Origin of the sequence: Arthrobacter sp. NA-172 (genome assembly GCF_043952055.1) — a bacterium.
Lineage (GTDB): Bacteria > Actinomycetota > Actinomycetes > Actinomycetales > Micrococcaceae > Arthrobacter.
The window spans coordinates 1,433,875-1,450,226 of sequence record NZ_JBINOT010000001.1 but is presented as its reverse complement, the minus strand read 5'-3'; the positions used below and the strand labels follow the sequence as shown (position 1 = coordinate 1,450,226).

General features: G+C 63.6%; 12 protein-coding genes, 2 tRNA genes and 1 pseudogene. 11 read left to right on the top strand and 4 right to left on the bottom strand.

All coding sequences use genetic code 11. From position 1 onward, the window contains the following. Positions 1 to 42: 42 nt before the first annotated feature. The 6 genes from ACF0H6_RS07255 to ACF0H6_RS07230 all read left to right on the top strand — a co-directional run bounded on the left by ACF0H6_RS07255 (position 43) and on the right by ACF0H6_RS07230 (position 6,909). On the top strand, positions 43 to 921 hold the full coding sequence (locus tag ACF0H6_RS07255) for a DUF4118 domain-containing protein (RefSeq protein ID WP_395249020.1): 879 nt from the start codon (positions 43 to 45) through the stop codon (positions 919 to 921). Further along, positions 918 to 1,526 carry a sensor histidine kinase gene (locus tag ACF0H6_RS07250; RefSeq protein WP_395249019.1) on the top strand — a complete coding sequence of 203 codons (609 nt, stop codon included), beginning with the start codon at positions 918 to 920 and terminating at the stop codon, positions 1,524 to 1,526. Before ACF0H6_RS07255 ends, ACF0H6_RS07250 begins: the two co-directional genes overlap by 4 nt. Continuing rightward, complete coding sequence (locus ACF0H6_RS07245; protein WP_395249018.1) at positions 1,523 to 2,197, top strand: response regulator; 675 nt, start codon at positions 1,523 to 1,525, stop codon at positions 2,195 to 2,197. The genes ACF0H6_RS07250 and ACF0H6_RS07245 overlap by 4 nt, the downstream gene beginning before the upstream one ends. A 21-nt stretch (positions 2,198 to 2,218) precedes the next feature. Beyond that, positions 2,219 to 2,881: an MOSC domain-containing protein gene (locus ACF0H6_RS07240; RefSeq protein WP_395249017.1), complete on the top strand. Its 663-nt coding sequence runs from the start codon at positions 2,219 to 2,221 to the stop codon at positions 2,879 to 2,881. Positions 2,882 to 3,295: 414 nt separating this feature from the next. Then, positions 3,296 to 5,509 (top strand): DEAD/DEAH box helicase, encoded by a 2,214-nt coding sequence (locus tag ACF0H6_RS07235; protein ID WP_395249016.1) that lies wholly within the window; start codon positions 3,296 to 3,298, stop codon positions 5,507 to 5,509. A gap of 170 nt (positions 5,510 to 5,679) precedes the next feature. Further along, positions 5,680 to 6,909, top strand: a complete 1,230-nt coding sequence (locus ACF0H6_RS07230; protein WP_395249015.1) for a DDE-type integrase/transposase/recombinase — start codon at positions 5,680 to 5,682, stop codon at positions 6,907 to 6,909. Between the two features lie 21 nt (positions 6,910 to 6,930). Here the strand turns inward: ACF0H6_RS07230 and ACF0H6_RS07225 are convergent, their stop codons facing one another. Further along, positions 6,931 to 8,220 carry an ISL3 family transposase gene (locus tag ACF0H6_RS07225; protein ID WP_395249014.1) on the bottom strand — a complete coding sequence of 430 codons (1,290 nt, stop codon included), beginning with the start codon at positions 8,218 to 8,220 and terminating at the stop codon, positions 6,931 to 6,933. Between the two features lie 640 nt (positions 8,221 to 8,860). Between ACF0H6_RS07225 and ACF0H6_RS07220 the strand changes: the two genes are divergently transcribed. Next, positions 8,861 to 8,932, top strand: a tRNA-Thr gene (locus ACF0H6_RS07220). A 62-nt stretch (positions 8,933 to 8,994) separates the two neighbouring features. Then, a tRNA-Met gene (locus tag ACF0H6_RS07215) sits at positions 8,995 to 9,068 on the top strand. Positions 9,069 to 9,350: 282 nt separating this feature from the next. On the opposite strand, the gene ACF0H6_RS07210 is transcribed toward ACF0H6_RS07215, so the two are convergent. Beyond that, positions 9,351 to 10,286 carry a LysM peptidoglycan-binding domain-containing protein gene (locus ACF0H6_RS07210; RefSeq protein WP_395249013.1) on the bottom strand — a complete coding sequence of 312 codons (936 nt, stop codon included), beginning with the start codon at positions 10,284 to 10,286 and terminating at the stop codon, positions 9,351 to 9,353. A gap of 541 nt (positions 10,287 to 10,827) precedes the next feature. Between ACF0H6_RS07210 and ACF0H6_RS07205 the strand changes: the two are divergent. Both ACF0H6_RS07205 and ACF0H6_RS07200 read left to right on the top strand, forming a co-directional pair. Then, positions 10,828 to 11,485: pseudogene (locus ACF0H6_RS07205) on the top strand (NAD(P)H-binding protein). A gap of 150 nt (positions 11,486 to 11,635) precedes the next feature. After that, positions 11,636 to 13,207 carry a Na+/H+ antiporter gene (locus ACF0H6_RS07200; protein WP_395249012.1) on the top strand — a complete coding sequence of 524 codons (1,572 nt, stop codon included), beginning with the start codon at positions 11,636 to 11,638 and terminating at the stop codon, positions 13,205 to 13,207. A 36-nt stretch (positions 13,208 to 13,243) separates the two neighbouring features. On the opposite strand, the gene ACF0H6_RS07195 is transcribed toward ACF0H6_RS07200, so the two are convergent. Together ACF0H6_RS07195 and ACF0H6_RS07190 are read right to left on the bottom strand one after the other, a co-directional pair. Beyond that, complete coding sequence (locus ACF0H6_RS07195) at positions 13,244 to 13,603, bottom strand: ROK family protein (RefSeq protein ID WP_395249901.1); 360 nt, start codon at positions 13,601 to 13,603, stop codon at positions 13,244 to 13,246. A gap of 107 nt (positions 13,604 to 13,710) precedes the next feature. Beyond that, a complete protein-coding gene (locus ACF0H6_RS07190; RefSeq protein WP_395249011.1) occupies positions 13,711 to 14,451 on the bottom strand; it encodes an ROK family protein in 741 nt (246 codons plus the stop codon). Between the two features lie 106 nt (positions 14,452 to 14,557). Here ACF0H6_RS07190 and ACF0H6_RS07185 point away from each other — a divergent pair, with 106 nt between their 5' ends. Further along, positions 14,558 to 16,261 carry a glycoside hydrolase family 13 protein gene (locus ACF0H6_RS07185; protein WP_395249010.1) on the top strand — a complete coding sequence of 568 codons (1,704 nt, stop codon included), beginning with the start codon at positions 14,558 to 14,560 and terminating at the stop codon, positions 16,259 to 16,261. Positions 16,262 to 16,352 lie beyond the last annotated feature (91 nt).

Below are 16,352 nucleotides of genomic sequence, written 5' to 3'. Positions count from 1 at the left end.
ACATCTGCGCGGCCGGCTTCTACCCCGTGCCAGAATTGAGCCATGGCCTCGGCGGAAGTGAACGGAACTGTACTGCCGCTAAGGGCAGTCCGGGGGATCGGGCGACGCCGCATACTGGCTGGTTTGGTCCTGGCCCTGCTGTTTCCCATCGCCATCGAAGTCCTGGTTTCCGTGCTGAACTACCGGAACTTCGCAATGATCATGCTCTTCCAGTTGGCCGTTGCTGCTGCCGTTGCGGCTATCGGGGGCTTGTGGCCGGCAGTAGTGTCCGCCGTGTTGGGCAGCCTGCTCCTGAACTATTTTTCGGCCGAGCCCGTGGGTTCCCTGTCCATCGCCGATCCCGCCACGCTCTTCACTCTGGTCATCTTTCTTGCGGTGGCGTGCGGCGTTGCGCTCGCAGTGGGCTTGGCAACCCGGCGAGCTCAGGAAGCCGCGTATTCAGGAGCGGAGGCCCGGGCGCTGAGCGAATTGGCCCTCCGCATCCTGCGCTCGGACGGCAGCCTGGAGTCTTTCCTGGACAAAATCCGGGTCAACCTGGGCATGGAGGCGGTGACGCTGTTATCCACGTTTGAATCGCCGGGCGCAACCGGGCCAAGCTGGCGGGTCCTCGCGAGTTCCGGGCTTCAGCCGCCGGTGACCCATGCGGCCGCGGACCATGCCGCCGTCGTCGATCCCAACTACACACTCCTGCTCCGCGGCGGACCGCTTTCGGAGCAGCACCGCCGCATGCTCGCCGCGTTCGGCGCCTTCGTCGTGGCGGTCCGGGAGCGGCAGCAACTGGTCAAAAGCAGGCAGGACAACGTGCGCCTGGCTGAAGGCAACAAAATGCGCACGTCCATCCTCCGCGCGGTTTCCCACGACCTACGTACACCCTGGCCGGGATCAAGCTTGCCGTCAGCAGCCTGCGCCAGGATGACGTGACGTTTGCTCCCGAGGACGAGCGTGAATTGTTGGCCACCATCGAGGACTATGCCGACCGCTTGGATCACTTGGTGAACAACCTGCTGGACATGTCCCGTATTACGGCGGACGCCGTGAACCCCCTGCTGCGCGGCCTGGGCTGGCACCAGATCCTGCAGGAGGCTTTGCGCGGTGTGCCGGGGGAGCGCATCCGCAACGAGCTTGCCGCCAACCTTCCCTATATAGAGGCCGACGCCGGGATGCTGGAACGCGTCGTGGCGAACCTTGTGGAGAACGCCGTGAAATACGCTCCGGACTCGGACGTTGTGCTGGTGGCGCGCACCGGCGCCGGCATAACAGTCGGTGGACGGCCCGCCAGCGAACTGCTGGTGATGGATCACGGAAGAGGCATAGCACCCGCTGACGTATTGGACCTGTTCCGCGCTTTCCAACGCCTCGATGATTCCGCGTCAAGCCGGGAAGACCGCAGCGGAATCGGTCTGGGACTCGCCGTCGCCAAGGGGTTCACCGAAGCCATGGGCGGGACGCTCATGGCGGAGGCGACGCCCGGAGGCGGGCTGACCATGGTGGTCACACTCCCTCTGTGGACAGGCGGGCAGGCATGAACCTGGTCCTTATCGTGGAAGATGAAGCCCAGATCGCCCGGGCCATGCAGATCAACCTCCATGCCCACGGGTACCGCGCCATCAGCGTCGGCAACGGCACGGATGCCCTCAAAGCCGTGGCGCAGCAGCCCGTTGACATCGTGGTCCTCGATCTTGGCCTGCCGGATATGGATGGCGTGGATGTCATCCGGGGGATCCGTGGCTGGAGCACCATGCCCATCATCGTGTTGTCCGCCCGGCACGGTTCGGAAGACAAAGTAGAAGCCCTCGACGCTGGGGCGGACGACTATGTGACCAAGCCTTTCGGCCTCGACGAACTCCTGGCGAGGCTCCGGGCGGCCTCGCGGCGGGCGGCCCCCAGGCATGAAATGCCCACTCTCCAGACCGCAGACTTCCTGGTCGACCTGGCGGGAAAGAAGATCACCAGGGACGGCGCCGAAGTGCGGTTGACGCCCACTGAATGGAACATCCTGGAACTGCTGGTGCGAAACGCGGGCCGGCTGGTCAGCCAGCAGCAGATCCTCACGCAGGTGTGGGGGCAGGCCTATGCCAAGGAGACCCAGTACCTCCGCGTGTACATCGCCCAGCTTCGGCGCAAGCTCGAGCGTGACCCCGCTCAGCCCCGCCACCTGCACACGGAAGCCGGCATGGGCTACCGCTTCGATCCGTAGCTGCGTACGTAGACTGTAATCATGGATACCGCATCGTTGCTTGCTGTTTGCCGGGTACACGGGCTCCTGCCTGACCTGGAAGGGTCGGTCGGAGTGACGGCCATCGACAAGCGCCCCGTCGACGGTCCGGTGAAAGTCCACAAGCTGGGGATCCACGGAGACATCCAGGCCAGCCGGATCCATCACGGCGGTGAGGACCAAGCGCTCTATGCCTACTCCCAAGCCGATGCCGATTACTGGGTGAATGAGCTCCAGAGGGACATGCCCGCTGGTATCTTCGGGGAGAACCTCCGCGTCGCCGGGATCGAGACAACCGGCGCGGTGATTGGCGAACGCTGGAAGATCGGCCTGGACGTCGAGGTTGAAGTCACCTCGCCGCGTGTGCCCTGCGCAACCTTCCAGCGCCGCATGAACGAGACGCAGTGGGTCAAGCGTTTCACTGAGGCCGGGAGGGTCGGCACTTACCTGCGCGTCGTGAAAACCGGCACCATCTCGGCTGGCGACTACATCCACAAACTGTTCGTGCCGAAACATGGCATCACGGTGGGGCAATGGTTCAGCAACCCCAACCTCGAAGACATGCAAGTGCTGCTCGACGCAGAGGCAGACGGGGAAGTTCTCCTGCAGTCCGACTATCACGACACCTTCGAAAAACTGCTGCGCCGCAACGGTGTAGACGCCTGAAAGCTGCCCTTTTAGGAGGAAGGCCCGACGCCGGTGAGGGGCCAATGTGCGCAAGCTCACCGCCGTCGTCGACAGCTAAGTGGCGAGGGGACTATTCTGTGCCCTACAATTGAAGTATCCCCCACTCCGGAAATCCCTTTTTCCTGCCCAATTCTTGAGGCAGGACTGGTCAGTGTTGGGGCCCGCAAATGTGAGCGGGCATTTTCATAGGGAGAGCCGGGCGAAGAAAACGCTGTACAGACTGCTGGGATAGCAGTCGATAGATGCAGCGGGAAGTCCTGCCATGGGATTGCGACAGCGCCGGACTTCTTGCGAGCACCAGAGCCTTTGGTTCTTCTGCGCGCAACGTGTACTGCGGCCAAGCCCAACCGGGCCGCGCCGACTGGCCCCCTATGGATGAGGAACATTTCTCCTATGCCTGAAAACCTGAACGACCCCTTCGCCGCCGAGTCTGCTGACATCGCAGAGACCGCCGTCGAGACTACCCCCGAGGCTGAGGTCGCCGAGGCTGTAGCGCCCGTTGAGGCCGCAGCTCCGGTTGAAACCGAAGCACCGGTTGAAGCGTCAGCGCCTGCCGAGGCTGCAGCTCCGGTTGAAGCCTCAGCGCCTGCCTCCGCCGAAGACGAGGAAGACGGCGTTCGTTTCGTCGACCTCGGAATCGACCCCCGCGTCCTGGCCGCCCTGCAGGACGTTGGCTACGAGAAGCCGTCTCCGATCCAGGCCGCAACCATTCCGCTGCTGCTCGAAGGCCGCGACGTCGTGGGCCTCGCCCAGACCGGTACCGGTAAGACTGCAGCATTCGCAGTACCGGCGCTGTCCCGTTTGGCTGAACTCCACGACCTCAACGGCCCGTCCCGCAAGACCCAGGCCTTGGTTCTCGCTCCGACCCGCGAGCTTGCGCTCCAGGTTGCCGAGGCCTTCACCTCGTACGCCAAGCACATTGATGACTTCACGGTTCTCCCCGTGTACGGTGGCTCCGCCTATGGCCCGCAGCTTGCCGGCCTGCGCCGCGGTGCACAGGTTGTTGTCGGTACCCCGGGCCGCGTCATCGACCACATCTCCAAGGGTTCCTTGGACCTGTCCGAGCTGCAGTACCTCGTACTGGACGAAGCCGACGAAATGCTCCGCATGGGCTTCGCCGAGGACGTCGAGCAGATCTTCCAGCAGACCCCGGAAGACCGCCAGGTTGCCTTGTTCTCTGCCACCATGCCGAGCCAGATCCGCCGCATGTCCAAGCAGTACCTGAACGACCCCGCCGAAATCTCCGTGAAGTCCAAGACCACCACGGGTGCCAACACCAAGCAGCGCTACCTGCAGGTCATGGGCCCGCACAAGCTCGATGCCCTGACCCGCATCCTTGAGGTTGAAGACTTCGACGGCGTTATCGCCTTCGTGCGCACCAAGATGGCTACCGAAGACCTCGCTGACAAGCTGAAGTCCCGCGGCTTCCAGGCTGCAGCCATCAACGGCGACATCCCGCAGCAGCAGCGCGAGCGCACTGTGGACGCGCTGAAGGAAGGCCGCATCGACATCCTGGTGGCCACCGACGTCGCAGCCCGTGGCCTTGACGTGGAGCGCATCAGCCACGTCATCAACTACGACATTCCTCACGACACTGAGTCCTACGTGCACCGCATCGGCCGCACCGGCCGTGCAGGACGTTCCGGCGACGCCATCTTGTTCATGACGCCGCGGGAGAAGTACTTGCTGCGTTCCATCGAGAAGGCCACCCGCCAGCCGGTGGAACAGATGCACCTGCCCACCGCCGAGACGGTCAACTCGCTGCGCCTTGGCAAGTTCGCCGAGCGCATCACCGAGACCCTCGAATCCGAAGATGTTTCGCTGTTCCGCGACCTGATCGCTTCCTACGAGGAAGAGCACAGCGTTCCGGCCGCCGAGATTGCTGCCGCACTGGCTGTCATGGCCCAGGGCGGACAGCCTCTGCTGGTCAAGGAACTGCCGGCCGCGCCGGAATTCCAGAAGCGTGAGCGTTCCAAGGACGGCTTCGGTTCCCGTGGCCCGACCCGCACACTGACCGAGGGCAACGCCACCTACCGGATCGCCGTCGGACGCCGCCAGCGCGTCATGCCGGGTTCCATCGTGGGTGCCATTGCCAACGAAGGCGGGATCTCCTCCGCACAGATCGGCGGCATCGACATCCGCTCGGACCACTCCCTCGTGGAGCTCCCGGCGGACCTGAGCGCCGATCAGCTGAAGGCCCTGTCCCGCACCCGGATCGGCGGCGAGCTGATCCACCTCGAGCTGGACAACGGCCGCAAGCCCTCCGGTGACCGTGGCAGCTACTCCGGTGGCAGCCGTGGCGGCGAGCGCGGCGGATACTCCGGTGGCGAGCGTGGCGGAAACTTCAAGGGCAACGGTGGCTTCAAGAAGGAGTTCCGTAAGTCTGAAGGCGATCGTGGCGGTTACGCCGGCGGCGAGCGTTCCTCCGCAGACCGTGGCGGCCGTTCTTACAGCGACCGCAGCAGCGCAGGCGCCGGTAGCTATGGCGACCGCGACCGTGGCCAGTCGAGCGATTCCCGCCTCGGCGGACACGGCAACGGTGCGCGCAAGCCCCGCAGTGGCGGCGACGCTGGCCACCGCGATTTCAACCGCAAGGGCAAGTGGTAAACAGGACTAGTTCCTGGGTTCTCGTCAGAGGCCGGCTTTCGAGCCGGCCTCTGGCTGTTTAAGCTGCGCTGTACGCCGCCGGAATCCAAAAGTGAGATCTCGACTCTTTGGCCGTGCGAAAAGGTTTGTGGAGTCTCATGACTTAATGGACACTTCTGTCTCAGGACATCGTGGACAGTGTGTCTCAGGACTTCGTGGACACTATGGCGGGATTTGCTCTGGTCATGAGCAATTTCACTCCGGATATCAAGATCCGGCTTTTGGTGGCGACATGGCCCGAGGACGCTCCGAGGGGTGCAGTGGCGCGGTTCTGCCGGCAGCACAAAGTGTCCCGGTCTTGGTTCTATAAAGTCAGGGCCGCGGCCGAGGCTTCCGGATCGATCAGGGCCATGGAATTGGGGTCCACGAAACCGAAAAGCAGCCCGGCGCAAATCGGCTCGGGAATGGTTGAAGTGGCGCTGTTGACGAGGGATTCCCTGGAGCAGGCCGGTTATGACCACGGGCCTTTGAGTGTGGCCGCGAAAATGCGCCGGCAAGGCTTCGAGCCGCCCTCCCGCGCGACTCTGGCCCGGATCTTCACCAGGGCCGGGGTCGTGGTCCCGGAACCACGGAAGAAGCCCCGCAGCGCTCTTCGCAGGTTCGTTTATCCGGAGCCCAACGGGTGCTGGCAGATCGACTCGACCGAGTGGATGCTTGCCAAGGGAACGAAGGTTGCAATCTTTCAGATCGTCGATGACCACTCCCGTTTGGCGCTGGCCTCGCTCGTGGCGAGCGGAGAGACCAGCGAAGCGGCCATCCGGGTCGTAAAAACAGCGATCGAACGCCACGGAGTACCGCGGAAGTTCCTCTCGGACAACGGATCCGCGTTCAACCCCACCCGGATGGGACGGACCGGGGCCCTGGTGGACTACCTGAAATCCCTAGGCGTGGAACCGATCACCGGCAAACCATACAAACCCACCACACAGGGCAAGAACGAACGCTTCCACCGGACGCTGCACAGATTCCTGAACAAGCAACCGCCGGCTGCCACGATGGAAGAGCTCCAGGCCCACATCGACACGTTCGACCAGTACTACAACACCGAGCGCGAACACCAGTCGCTCCCGCCCGGAACAACGCCGATCGAGGCATGGAACACCACCCCGAAGGCCATGCCCCCGCAGCCGCCCACCCCGGAAACCACCAAAGCGAACGCACGCCGCAGCGTCCGGCGAACCGCCAATCTACACGGCGAGGCCACCGTCGTCGGCACCCGCTTCAAACTCGGCAAGGAATACATCGGCCACGAAATTCACGTCCTCTACGACGATGAAACGATCATGTTTTTCGACACCCGCGGAACGGAAATCATCAGCCACCAGCGCCCTCCGAAAGGGGCTCTCCGCGGTTCGTGGTGATTTCCACTGTGCGGTGAATGTTCAGGCCGCTGTTCGGGCGGCGCTTCTGAGCATAATGCGCGTGGTGTAGTTCCGGCTATTGACGAATCCGCGGCCGGTCCGTTTTAGGTGTTTGATGGCGGTGTTGTTCGCTTCCACTTTCGCTGTGGTTGCGCCCGTGACGATGAGGACTTCGATTTCTTTCCACCAGCGGCAGACGGTGCGCCAGAGCCTGGTCGTCTCGGGCTGGGCGGCGTGTTCGACGAGCTCCTGGAGCCGGTTCTTCGCCGCGGCGGCGTCTTCGAGTGAGCCGGTGCGCAGCAGCGCGCGGAGCTGCTCTTTGACGTTCCACGCCGCCTGCAGCTTGCCGGTCGGATCGTCAATGTCGAAGACGTTCTTGAGGCGGTCGCTGCCCCGGTCTGAGAGTGTCTCACCGGCCCGGAGCAGCAGCCGGCGGTTGACCCAGACCGGGTCGGCGGTGCGTCCGCGCCGGCCCTTGGTTTCCTGGGTCAGTCGCTGGCGGACTTCGGTGAGCATGTTGTTGCCGAGCAGGACCAGGTGGAAGGCGTCGACCGAGACGGCGGTGCGTGGCAGCCACATCCGCAGGGCCTTGCGGAACGCAGCCGACGGGTCGATCGCGACGACCTGCACGCCGAGGCGCCATTCAAGCGGGCGTTTGAACAGCCACTCGCCGACGCCCTTGTGATCGCGGCCGTCGACCACACCGAGGACCTGCCCGGTGTCCAGATCGACGATCGTGCTCATCCAGGGTTCGAAGCGTGTCCAGGCGCCGGTGGCGGGGTCCCTGAAGAACCGGACGGAACGGAACCGGTGCTCGTCGATGCCCAGCATCCTGGGCCGCAGCTGGTCCACGTCAGGAAGCCTGGTGGCCGCCATGTTCAGGGCCCGCTGGACCAGCCACCATGAAACCCCGTGCGCGGCAGCGGTCTCGGTAGCGGCTCGGCCGGAATCAATGACTGCAGAGACGAGCATGTCCCGCAGCCGGCGCGTGGAACGGGCCAGGCGCGGGACCTCGAGGGTGGCTTCGAAGAACGTCCCGCGGGGGCATTCGGATTCATCACAAAAGAACCGATACTTGGACCAGATGACCTCCACCGGTCCGGCGACGGGAATGTCGCGGATCCGCTGATGGCGCCGGGAGTGCCGCCGGACACCGATCACACCGCAGTCCGGACATCCGGACTCGACGGTGCTCTCGACGTGGATTCTGCGCTGGCCGAAGCCCAGGATCTCGGTTGAAAGAACGCGGTAGTCAGGCAAGTTGAAGATGGCGGTGGCAGCGTCAGGGCACCGGGAAGTAAGCTCGGTCAAGGCTCGTAGTCCTGTCATCGATGAATGCGTCAAGAACATCCATCACAACAGGGCTACGGGCCCCTCACGTCTAAGGACACGAGCCCGAATTCACCACCAACCACGGAGAGCCCCGAAAGGCACGAACTACGTCGGCAACAACAAACCCCGCGAATTTATGGCCAACCAACTGTCCACAATGTCCTGAGACATGAACCGTCCACGATGTCCCGAGACATGAAGTGTCCACGATGTGCCGAGACATCACACCGTGCGAAAAGGTTGAGATCTCACGCCTCAACGAGCTGTGCACGGGGTGCGTCGACGGTTTGACGAAACCTTGGCTTTGACACCGCACAGCAGAAGCCCGATGTGCGGGGCGCGGAGCCACCGCAGACGGCGGAGGAGCCCCTGCCGGAAGCGGGGTCCGGAATGACGACGTTGAGACCTCACAGGGCGCCGGAGCAGTCGCGCGCTGAACGCGGTACCTTCAGTGCCAAATCCGAACCACATACCCGGGCCAAGTGGTCCGGCAGGCTCAGTTTCAGTGCTGTTCTGGATCAAAAATCCACAGCTGATGCAAATTGTGTCGATGCCGTTTTTCCCTGTCCCGCAGCCGATTTGTTGACTGAGAAGTCGTCCGGTAGAGTATTTACTCGTTGCCCCCCTAGCTCAGTGGTAGAGCGCGTTCTTGGTAAGAACGAGGTCACCGGATCGATTCCGGTGGGGGGCTCGGAATGAGGGCCTGTGTCAAGGCGGTTTTTGACCGGCTTGACGCAGGTTTTTCTCATTCGTGGCGGTGTAGCTCAGTTGGTTAGAGCGCACGACTCATAATCGTGAGGTCGGGAGATCGAGCCTCCCCACCGCTACAGACAGCAGGCCAGAAGCGTTCAGCTTCTGGTCTGCTTCTGTTTTAAGTACCTGACCCAACGTCCGGTTATGGGTTATAGGACAAAACGTGTGTAAGTCCCGGGTGTGTCACGTCCTCGTCCGGCCAGAGGTGGGAGCCTTCCTGACCTTCTTTGGAGGAGCACCTAGCGCAACACGCCGCCGACACGCCCTTCGGAGGACCACTTCGCGGCCAAAGAGGGTCAGGACGGGATTGACGTCAACTTGAATCATCAGCAGCCTGTCCCCTTAGTTAAGCGCGATTAGTTAAGCGCGATCACCAGCATCTGGCTGGTGCCTGGGACACAGGTCTGCAACACCGCCCGCGGAAAGCCGCCGAATACCGCAGCCACGTCGTTGGTGGTCCCGCCCTGGGGTACCTGACCGCGCGCCGACACTTTGTAGGTGCCGTAACCGGGGATGCTTACCGTCTCGCCGACGCCGATGCCCGAGAATTGTGCCCATCCTCCGCAGAAATCATGCTCGGTGATAAACAGCGAGTAGGCATCCGTCGGAGTGAAATGGATTGGCCCGATGCAACTGTCCACTGCGGCCTGGCCGCCTGAACCTGCAACATAGATGGTCCGCACAGCCGCGGCCGGAGCCGGTGCAGGTGCCGCGGCTGGAGCTGCGGCCGCGGGGACGGCCGGCGCCACCGCTGCGACCGGCGGTCCTGTCAGCTTCAATACCTGGCCCGGGACAATGATGGAAGAAGCGCTCAACCCGTTGGCTGCCAGCATTGCGTTGACGTCGACTCCGAACCTCGCGGCTATCTGGCCCACGGTGTCGCCGCTGGCGACTGTATACGCGTTAGTGTCGGCTGCGGGCGCTGCCACCACTGCTGCAGGTGGCGCAACGGGCGCCGCTGCGGGGGCTGGTGGCACGACGACGGCGGCCGGCGCCGGTGCCTGTACCGCGGGAGCCGCCGTGGCCGGGGCGCGACTCTCGGCCGGCGTCGGACTAGCCATGGCTGGTGACGGGGCGGCAATCGCGGTTCCTGAGCCAACGGTGCCCGTGCTGGCCGGCGCCAGGGCGTGTACGTAGTTCTGCGTGATCACGGCCCCCAGGACTACCGCGGCCACAATTGCCCAAGTGACCATTGACGCCTTGTATCGGGCGAGTGTTCTTACGGCGGTGGATATCAGGACGAAGACGCTGCCTCCGCCGAGCCCGGTGTGCCTGTACTCCTGCTGATACATCTCGAATCCCCTGCTTTGTCGTTTCTGGACTAGCCGGATGGCTGGCCCGGGACGTGATACGCAGGCGCAGGGGATGGCGCTTGGTGAGGCCCTTTTGCTTAAATGCGCAGCACTGAGGAAGCCCTCAACTTCGTCAAATTGGACAGATCCATCAGGGGGATGTGTAAATCCTCCTATTTGAATAAATCCATCAATGCGATTTATAAAAGAGGTATTCCTTTCCCTGCTGCAGGTAATTTGAGTGTAGGAACGCAGAATTCATCCCACACGAGTAAATGCCACTCGCTTTTATTTCGACTTTCCGCCGGGCACTCGCAGAGGCCTTATTGGTAGTAGGTGCTGATGGCTTGCGGTTCTCATGACGACAGCACGGGCGCCCAGACGCTCGTGTAGCGAAAAAAATACCTGAATCTAAAGCCATTGCTTTATTTCCAGAGAACTGGCAAAGTCACGCATTCTTTCCGCAAATGAGGAGTTGCATTTTTTGGGCTATTTAACCATCGTTTGGTGGCGGGCTTGACGGCTGCGACAGAATAGGTCCATGAGTCGAATCGCAATCATCGGCGGCCATGGCAAAGTGGCCTTGCACCTGTCCCGCCTCCTGAGCAACGAAGGTCACATGGTCACGTCCTTCATCCGCAATCCGGAACACGTCGCGGACGTCGCTGCGACCGGCGCGGCGCCGGTGATTCTCGATATCGAGAACTCGCCGACGTCGGAGATCGCCTCAGCGCTTGACGGCCACGACGCCGTGGTGTGGTCTGCCGGAGCGGGCGGGGGTAGTCCGGAGCGGACGTACGCGGTGGACAGGGACGCCGCCATCCGATCCATGGATGCCGCTAGCCAGGCAGGGCGTTTCGCGGTATGTGATGGTGTCCTACTTCGGCGCGGGGCCTGCGCACGGCATCCCGGAAGACAACAGCTTCTTTGCCTACGCGGAGGCCAAGGCGGCGGCTGACGAATACCTTCGCGGTACTGATCTCGACTGGACGATTCTGGGTCCGGGGGCGCTGACCGCCATTCCGGGATCGGCGCTCATCGAGGTGGATCCCTCGGATCCCGGCACCGGGACGTCGACGTCGAGGGCCAATGTTGCGTTGGTTGCTGCCGCCGTCTTGGAATTGCCGGAAACTATTCGCCGCACCATTGAGTTCAGAGATGGCTCGGTCCCTGTGGTGGAGGCCCTGACGTCGTCCTAGCTGTGACAGGCCACACCAGGCCGGCCAGCGTCCACACCAAGCCGGCCACCGGCAACACCTAGCCGAGCCCGCCCGGGATAAAGTTGGTAGGGCAAATCCCCGGCACGCGCGGGGGATGCCGCCGCTACGACGTCTGGGGAAATCGGGAACATGGACCAGTTGGCACTGATTGTCGGATTGCTGCTCGCCACGGTCTTGGCTGTGGGTCTGGGGGACCGTCTGCGGCTCCCTTACCCCGTCCTGATGTTGCTGCTGGCTGTGGCAATGACTTTCATTCCGGGCTTCCCGGACTTTGAGCTTTCACCCGAGCTCATCCTGCCGATCTTCCTTCCGCCCCTCCTGTTCGCCACTGCCCAGAAGAGTTCTTGGGCGGTGTTCCGGGTTCGCTGGCGGACCCTGCTCCTCATGGCAGTGGCACTTGTGGTGGTTTCGACGGCGGTGGTCGCTGGAGCTGCGTGGCTCATGATTCCAGGGATCGGGATTCCTGCGGCAATCGCACTGGGTGCCATGGTGGCTCCGCCGGACCCTGTGGCTGTGGAATCAGTCGCCGGCCGTGTCCACATGCCGCGAAGGCTCATCACCGTGCTGCAAAGCGAGGGCTTGTTCAACGACGCAGCCGCCATCGTCATCTTCCAAGCCGCAGTGGCGGCAACCGTCTCGGGCAGCAGGATGGGGCCCGACGTCGTGCTCCAATTTGTGATCGGCGCGGCCCTGGCCGTCTTGGTCGGCATCGCGATGGGCTGGTTGACGAGGCTGATCACCAAGCTGGTCACCTCCATGGTGGCCCGAAGCGCTGTGACCCTGGTCATTCCGTTTGCGGCTTACATCCTGGCGGAAGAGCTCCACGCCTCGGGGGTGATCGCCGTCGTCGTCACCGCCCTTGAGACGCAACGGCACGCGCGGCCCCAAGACGCCGCCGAGCGGGTCACGCGCAGGGCCTTCTGGGACGTGGTTGAACTCCTTGCCACCGGCCTGGCGTTCGGGCTGGTGGGATTGGAGATTCGCCATGTGGTCCGGGACGAAGGCGCCGCTATTTTCGGAATGATCGGCACGGCTGTGGTGGTGTGCCTGCTGGTTTTCGCGGTCCGCTTCGCCTGGTTGGGGCTCTTGGCGATCTCGGCGCCCAAGCGGAGGGACCTCCTGCAGCCGGTTTCGGCCAAAGAAGTGCTGATTCTTACGTGGTGCGGCATGCGTGGCCTTGCTACCTTGGCCCTCGCGCTGGCACTTCCGCTGACGATTGCCGACGGGAGCGACTTCCCTGCCCGGCACGAGATCCTGGTCATCGCGTGTGCGGTATTGCTGGCCACGTTGGTGCTGCCGGGACTCACCCTTCCGTGGCTCATGCGCGTGCTCAAAGCTTCCGAAGACGGTTCGCAGGAAAAGGATGCCGCACGCCTCTTGGCAAAACGAGCCCAGACCGCTGCCATCTCGGCGCTCAAAGATCATGAGCTGATGAGGGAGTTGCCCGCGGACAAGGTGGCCCTCGTCAAGGAAAAGATGACCCGCCTGCACTCAGAGCTGCTCGATGGGACCTTGAAAAACGAGTCAGAGGCGGAAAAGCGCCAACGTGGCCGGGAGTTGGCCATCGCGGTCCAGACCATCGCGCTTGACGCCGCACGCCAGGAAGTGGTCGCCGCACGAAGCGAGCCCGGCATGGATCCCGAAGTGGCCGACCGTGTGCTGCGCCAGCTGGACCTCCGCACCATGGCCATGCCGGAGTAGCCGGCCTCGCTGAGAACGCAAGCGCAGCAAAAGCGCTTAAGCGCGCCGTAGCTGCAGGTCCAGGGAGTTCTTCTCCACGTGGTCCAAGGCGTGCCGCACCGCGCCGATGCTGACGATTGCATCACCCAGCGGCGATGCCGCGAGCCGCGGGGGAGTGGCGGTGTATTTGGCCATTTTCCGAACCGTCGGCTCAAGAAGGACCGACGCCGAATCCGCCACTGCGCCGCCAATCACCACGAGTGCCGGGTTGAGCATGATGGCCATGGTTGACACCACCCGGGCCAGCCTGTCCGAAAGCCTGTCCAGGATGCCCAGCGCCACCTTGTCGCCGCGGCTGGCGGCGGCGAAGACGTGTTGTGCGGTGACTTCGTGGCCACGGCCGGCTGCAGTCCGCAGAGTGGTTGCGGCCTTTCCTGCCAGCGCTTCGGCTGCCCACCAACCTGGCCAGCGCCGCGAGGCCCTCGGGGGAGCCTACGCCTTCCACCATGTCCAGGTAGGCCATTTCACCGGCACCTCCGCGGCTGCCGTGGAGTAGCCGGCCGGATTCCACCAGGCCCGCACCAAAGCGCTCGCCGGCCAGGAAGTACAGCCAGGTCCTGGACGCCGCTGCCGGCTCCGCGCCAACATTCGCCCAAGGCCGCCAGGTTGGCATCGTTCTCCAGCAGCACCGCCCAACCGTGCAGATCGAACAAGGCTTTCTTCAGGCCGACGTCGAATAGGCTCCAGAAAGGTTGGCTGACGAGGATATTCCCGTCCCGGTCCACGGGTGCAGCGAGCCCAACGGTCACGGCGAGAACTTTCTCGGGCGCGATTCCAGCGGCCTCCAAGGCCAGCAATGCCGTCTCGCTGATGACCCCGATTCGTTCTTGCGCGTCAATCTCCTTGGTCCTGAAAGGCTTGCTGGACCGGCCCACGGCGTTGCCGCGAAGATCGGCGACCACCACGGTGGTCTTGAGGACGCCGACGTCGATACCCAAGACACAGCCGGCGCTTTCGTCGAGTTCGAAGCGCCGCGCGGGGCGCCCCTTCTGGTACGTGCCGAAATCGCGCTGGTTTTCCAGCTCGCGGATCCAACCCCGGGCCATGAGGTCCTCGCACACGGAGATGGTGGTTGCCCGGGTCAAGCCGGTGGCGTCCATCAGCTCCGAGACGGTCACGACGTTCGAGGAACGGATGACTCCAAGCACGCTGGCAGCGTTGACCCGCCGGAGCATCTGCGGCGTGGCGGTGGCAATATCGGGCATCCCTTGACCTCCTGTCGGTATGCGTAACATAATACTTGAGGCACTAAATTTAGATTCTATATAAATGTGCCACCCATCGCCGCGTCGACACAGAAAAGGAATCCCTTTGTCCTCCACCGCCACCACGGCAACTCTCCTCGACTCAAACAGCTCCGAGCGCATGGCCGATCCCAATTGGTGGCGCCAAGCCGCCGTCTACCAGATCTACCCACGCAGTTTCTCCGATGCGAACGGCGACGGACTGGGCGACATCAAGGGCATCACCGCCAAGGTCCCGTACCTGAAGGCTCTGGGGATCGACGCCGTCTGGCTGAGCCCGTTCTACCCTTCCGCGCTCGCCGACGGCGGTTACGACGTCGACGATTACCGCAACGTGGACCCGAAGCTGGGTACGCTGGCCGACTTCGATAAGATGGCCGCCGCCCTGCATGCCGCGGGCATCAAGTTGATCGCGGACATCGTTCCGAACCACTCTTCGGACCAGCACGAATGGTTCAAGGAGGCGCTGGCTTCTCCGAAGGGCTCGGCGGCGCGTGAACGCTACATCTTCCGCGACGGCTTGGGCGAGAACGGCGAACTGCCCCCTGCAGACTGGGACTCGGTCTTCGGCGGCCCGGCCTGGGAGCGCATCACTGAGCCGGACGGCACTCCGGGACAGTGGTACATGCACATCTTCACCAAGGAGCAGCCGGACTTCAACTGGGACAACCCCGAGGTTCGCGAGGACTTCCTGAAGACCCTGCGCTTCTGGTCCGATCGTGGCGTGGACGGCTTCCGCATTGACGTCGCCCATGCACTGACGAAGGACCTGCCGGAGGTGCTGCCCTCGAAGGCCGAGCTGCCCAAGGAAGGCGACAACGCCCTGGGAGCCCACCCGTTCTGGGACCGCGACGAGGTGCACGAGATCTATTCCGAGTGGCGCAAGGTCTTCAACGAGTACAACCCGCCCCGGACCGCCGTTGCCGAGGCCTGGGTGCACGCGGACCGCCGGGCCCGCTACGCCAGCCCCGACGGCTTGGGCCAGGCATTCAACTTCGACCTCCTCAAGGCCGATTTCGATGCCGAGCAGTTCCGCACCATCATCACCAAGAACCTGGCCGAGGCTGCAGCATCCGGCGCGTCCTCCACGTGGGTCTTCTCCAACCACGATGTGGTCCGCCACGCCACCCGTTACGGCCTGCCGCAGGGTGGTGGCCAGGACGATGCCGGCCAGGATGGCAAGGCGTGGCTGCTCGACGGCGGTTTGACCGCCGACGTCGACGCCGAGCTCGGCTTGCGCCGTGCCCGCGCAGCGTCGTTGCTGATGTTCGCCCTGCCCGGCTCCGCGTACCTGTACCAGGGCGAAGAACTCGGCCTGCAGGAAGTCGGCGACATCGTGGACAGCGAGCGCCAGGACCCGGCGTTCTTCCGGAACCCGGGTGTCGACGTCGGACGTGACGGGTGCCGTGTGCCGCTGCCGTGGAAGAGCGAAGGTTCCTCCTTCGGCTTCGGCGATGGACATGCCCACCTGCCGCAGCCGGAATGGTTCTCCGGTTACGCCGTGGAGGCGCAGGACAACCTTCCCGGCTCCACGCTGGAGCTGTACCGCAAGGCCCTGAAGCTGCGTGCGGAGCTGCAGGCTGCCGAGGATCTTGTGTGGATCCCCTCCAGCAACCAGTCCGTGCTGCACTTCGCGCGGCCCAACGGCTGGCAGTCGGTGACGAACTTCGGCACTGAGCCCGTGGCACTTCCGGAAGGCACCGTCGTCGTGAGCAGTGCACCGCTCGACGGCGGCAAGCTCCCGGCGAACACGACCGCCTGGCTCGTCTGACCTCATCCCCAAACCGCTGACCCCTGACTCAACTGGTCCCCACCGCCACCCTCGCCTCGCAAGCTCGGCCAGGGAACCCTGGCGGCGTGGG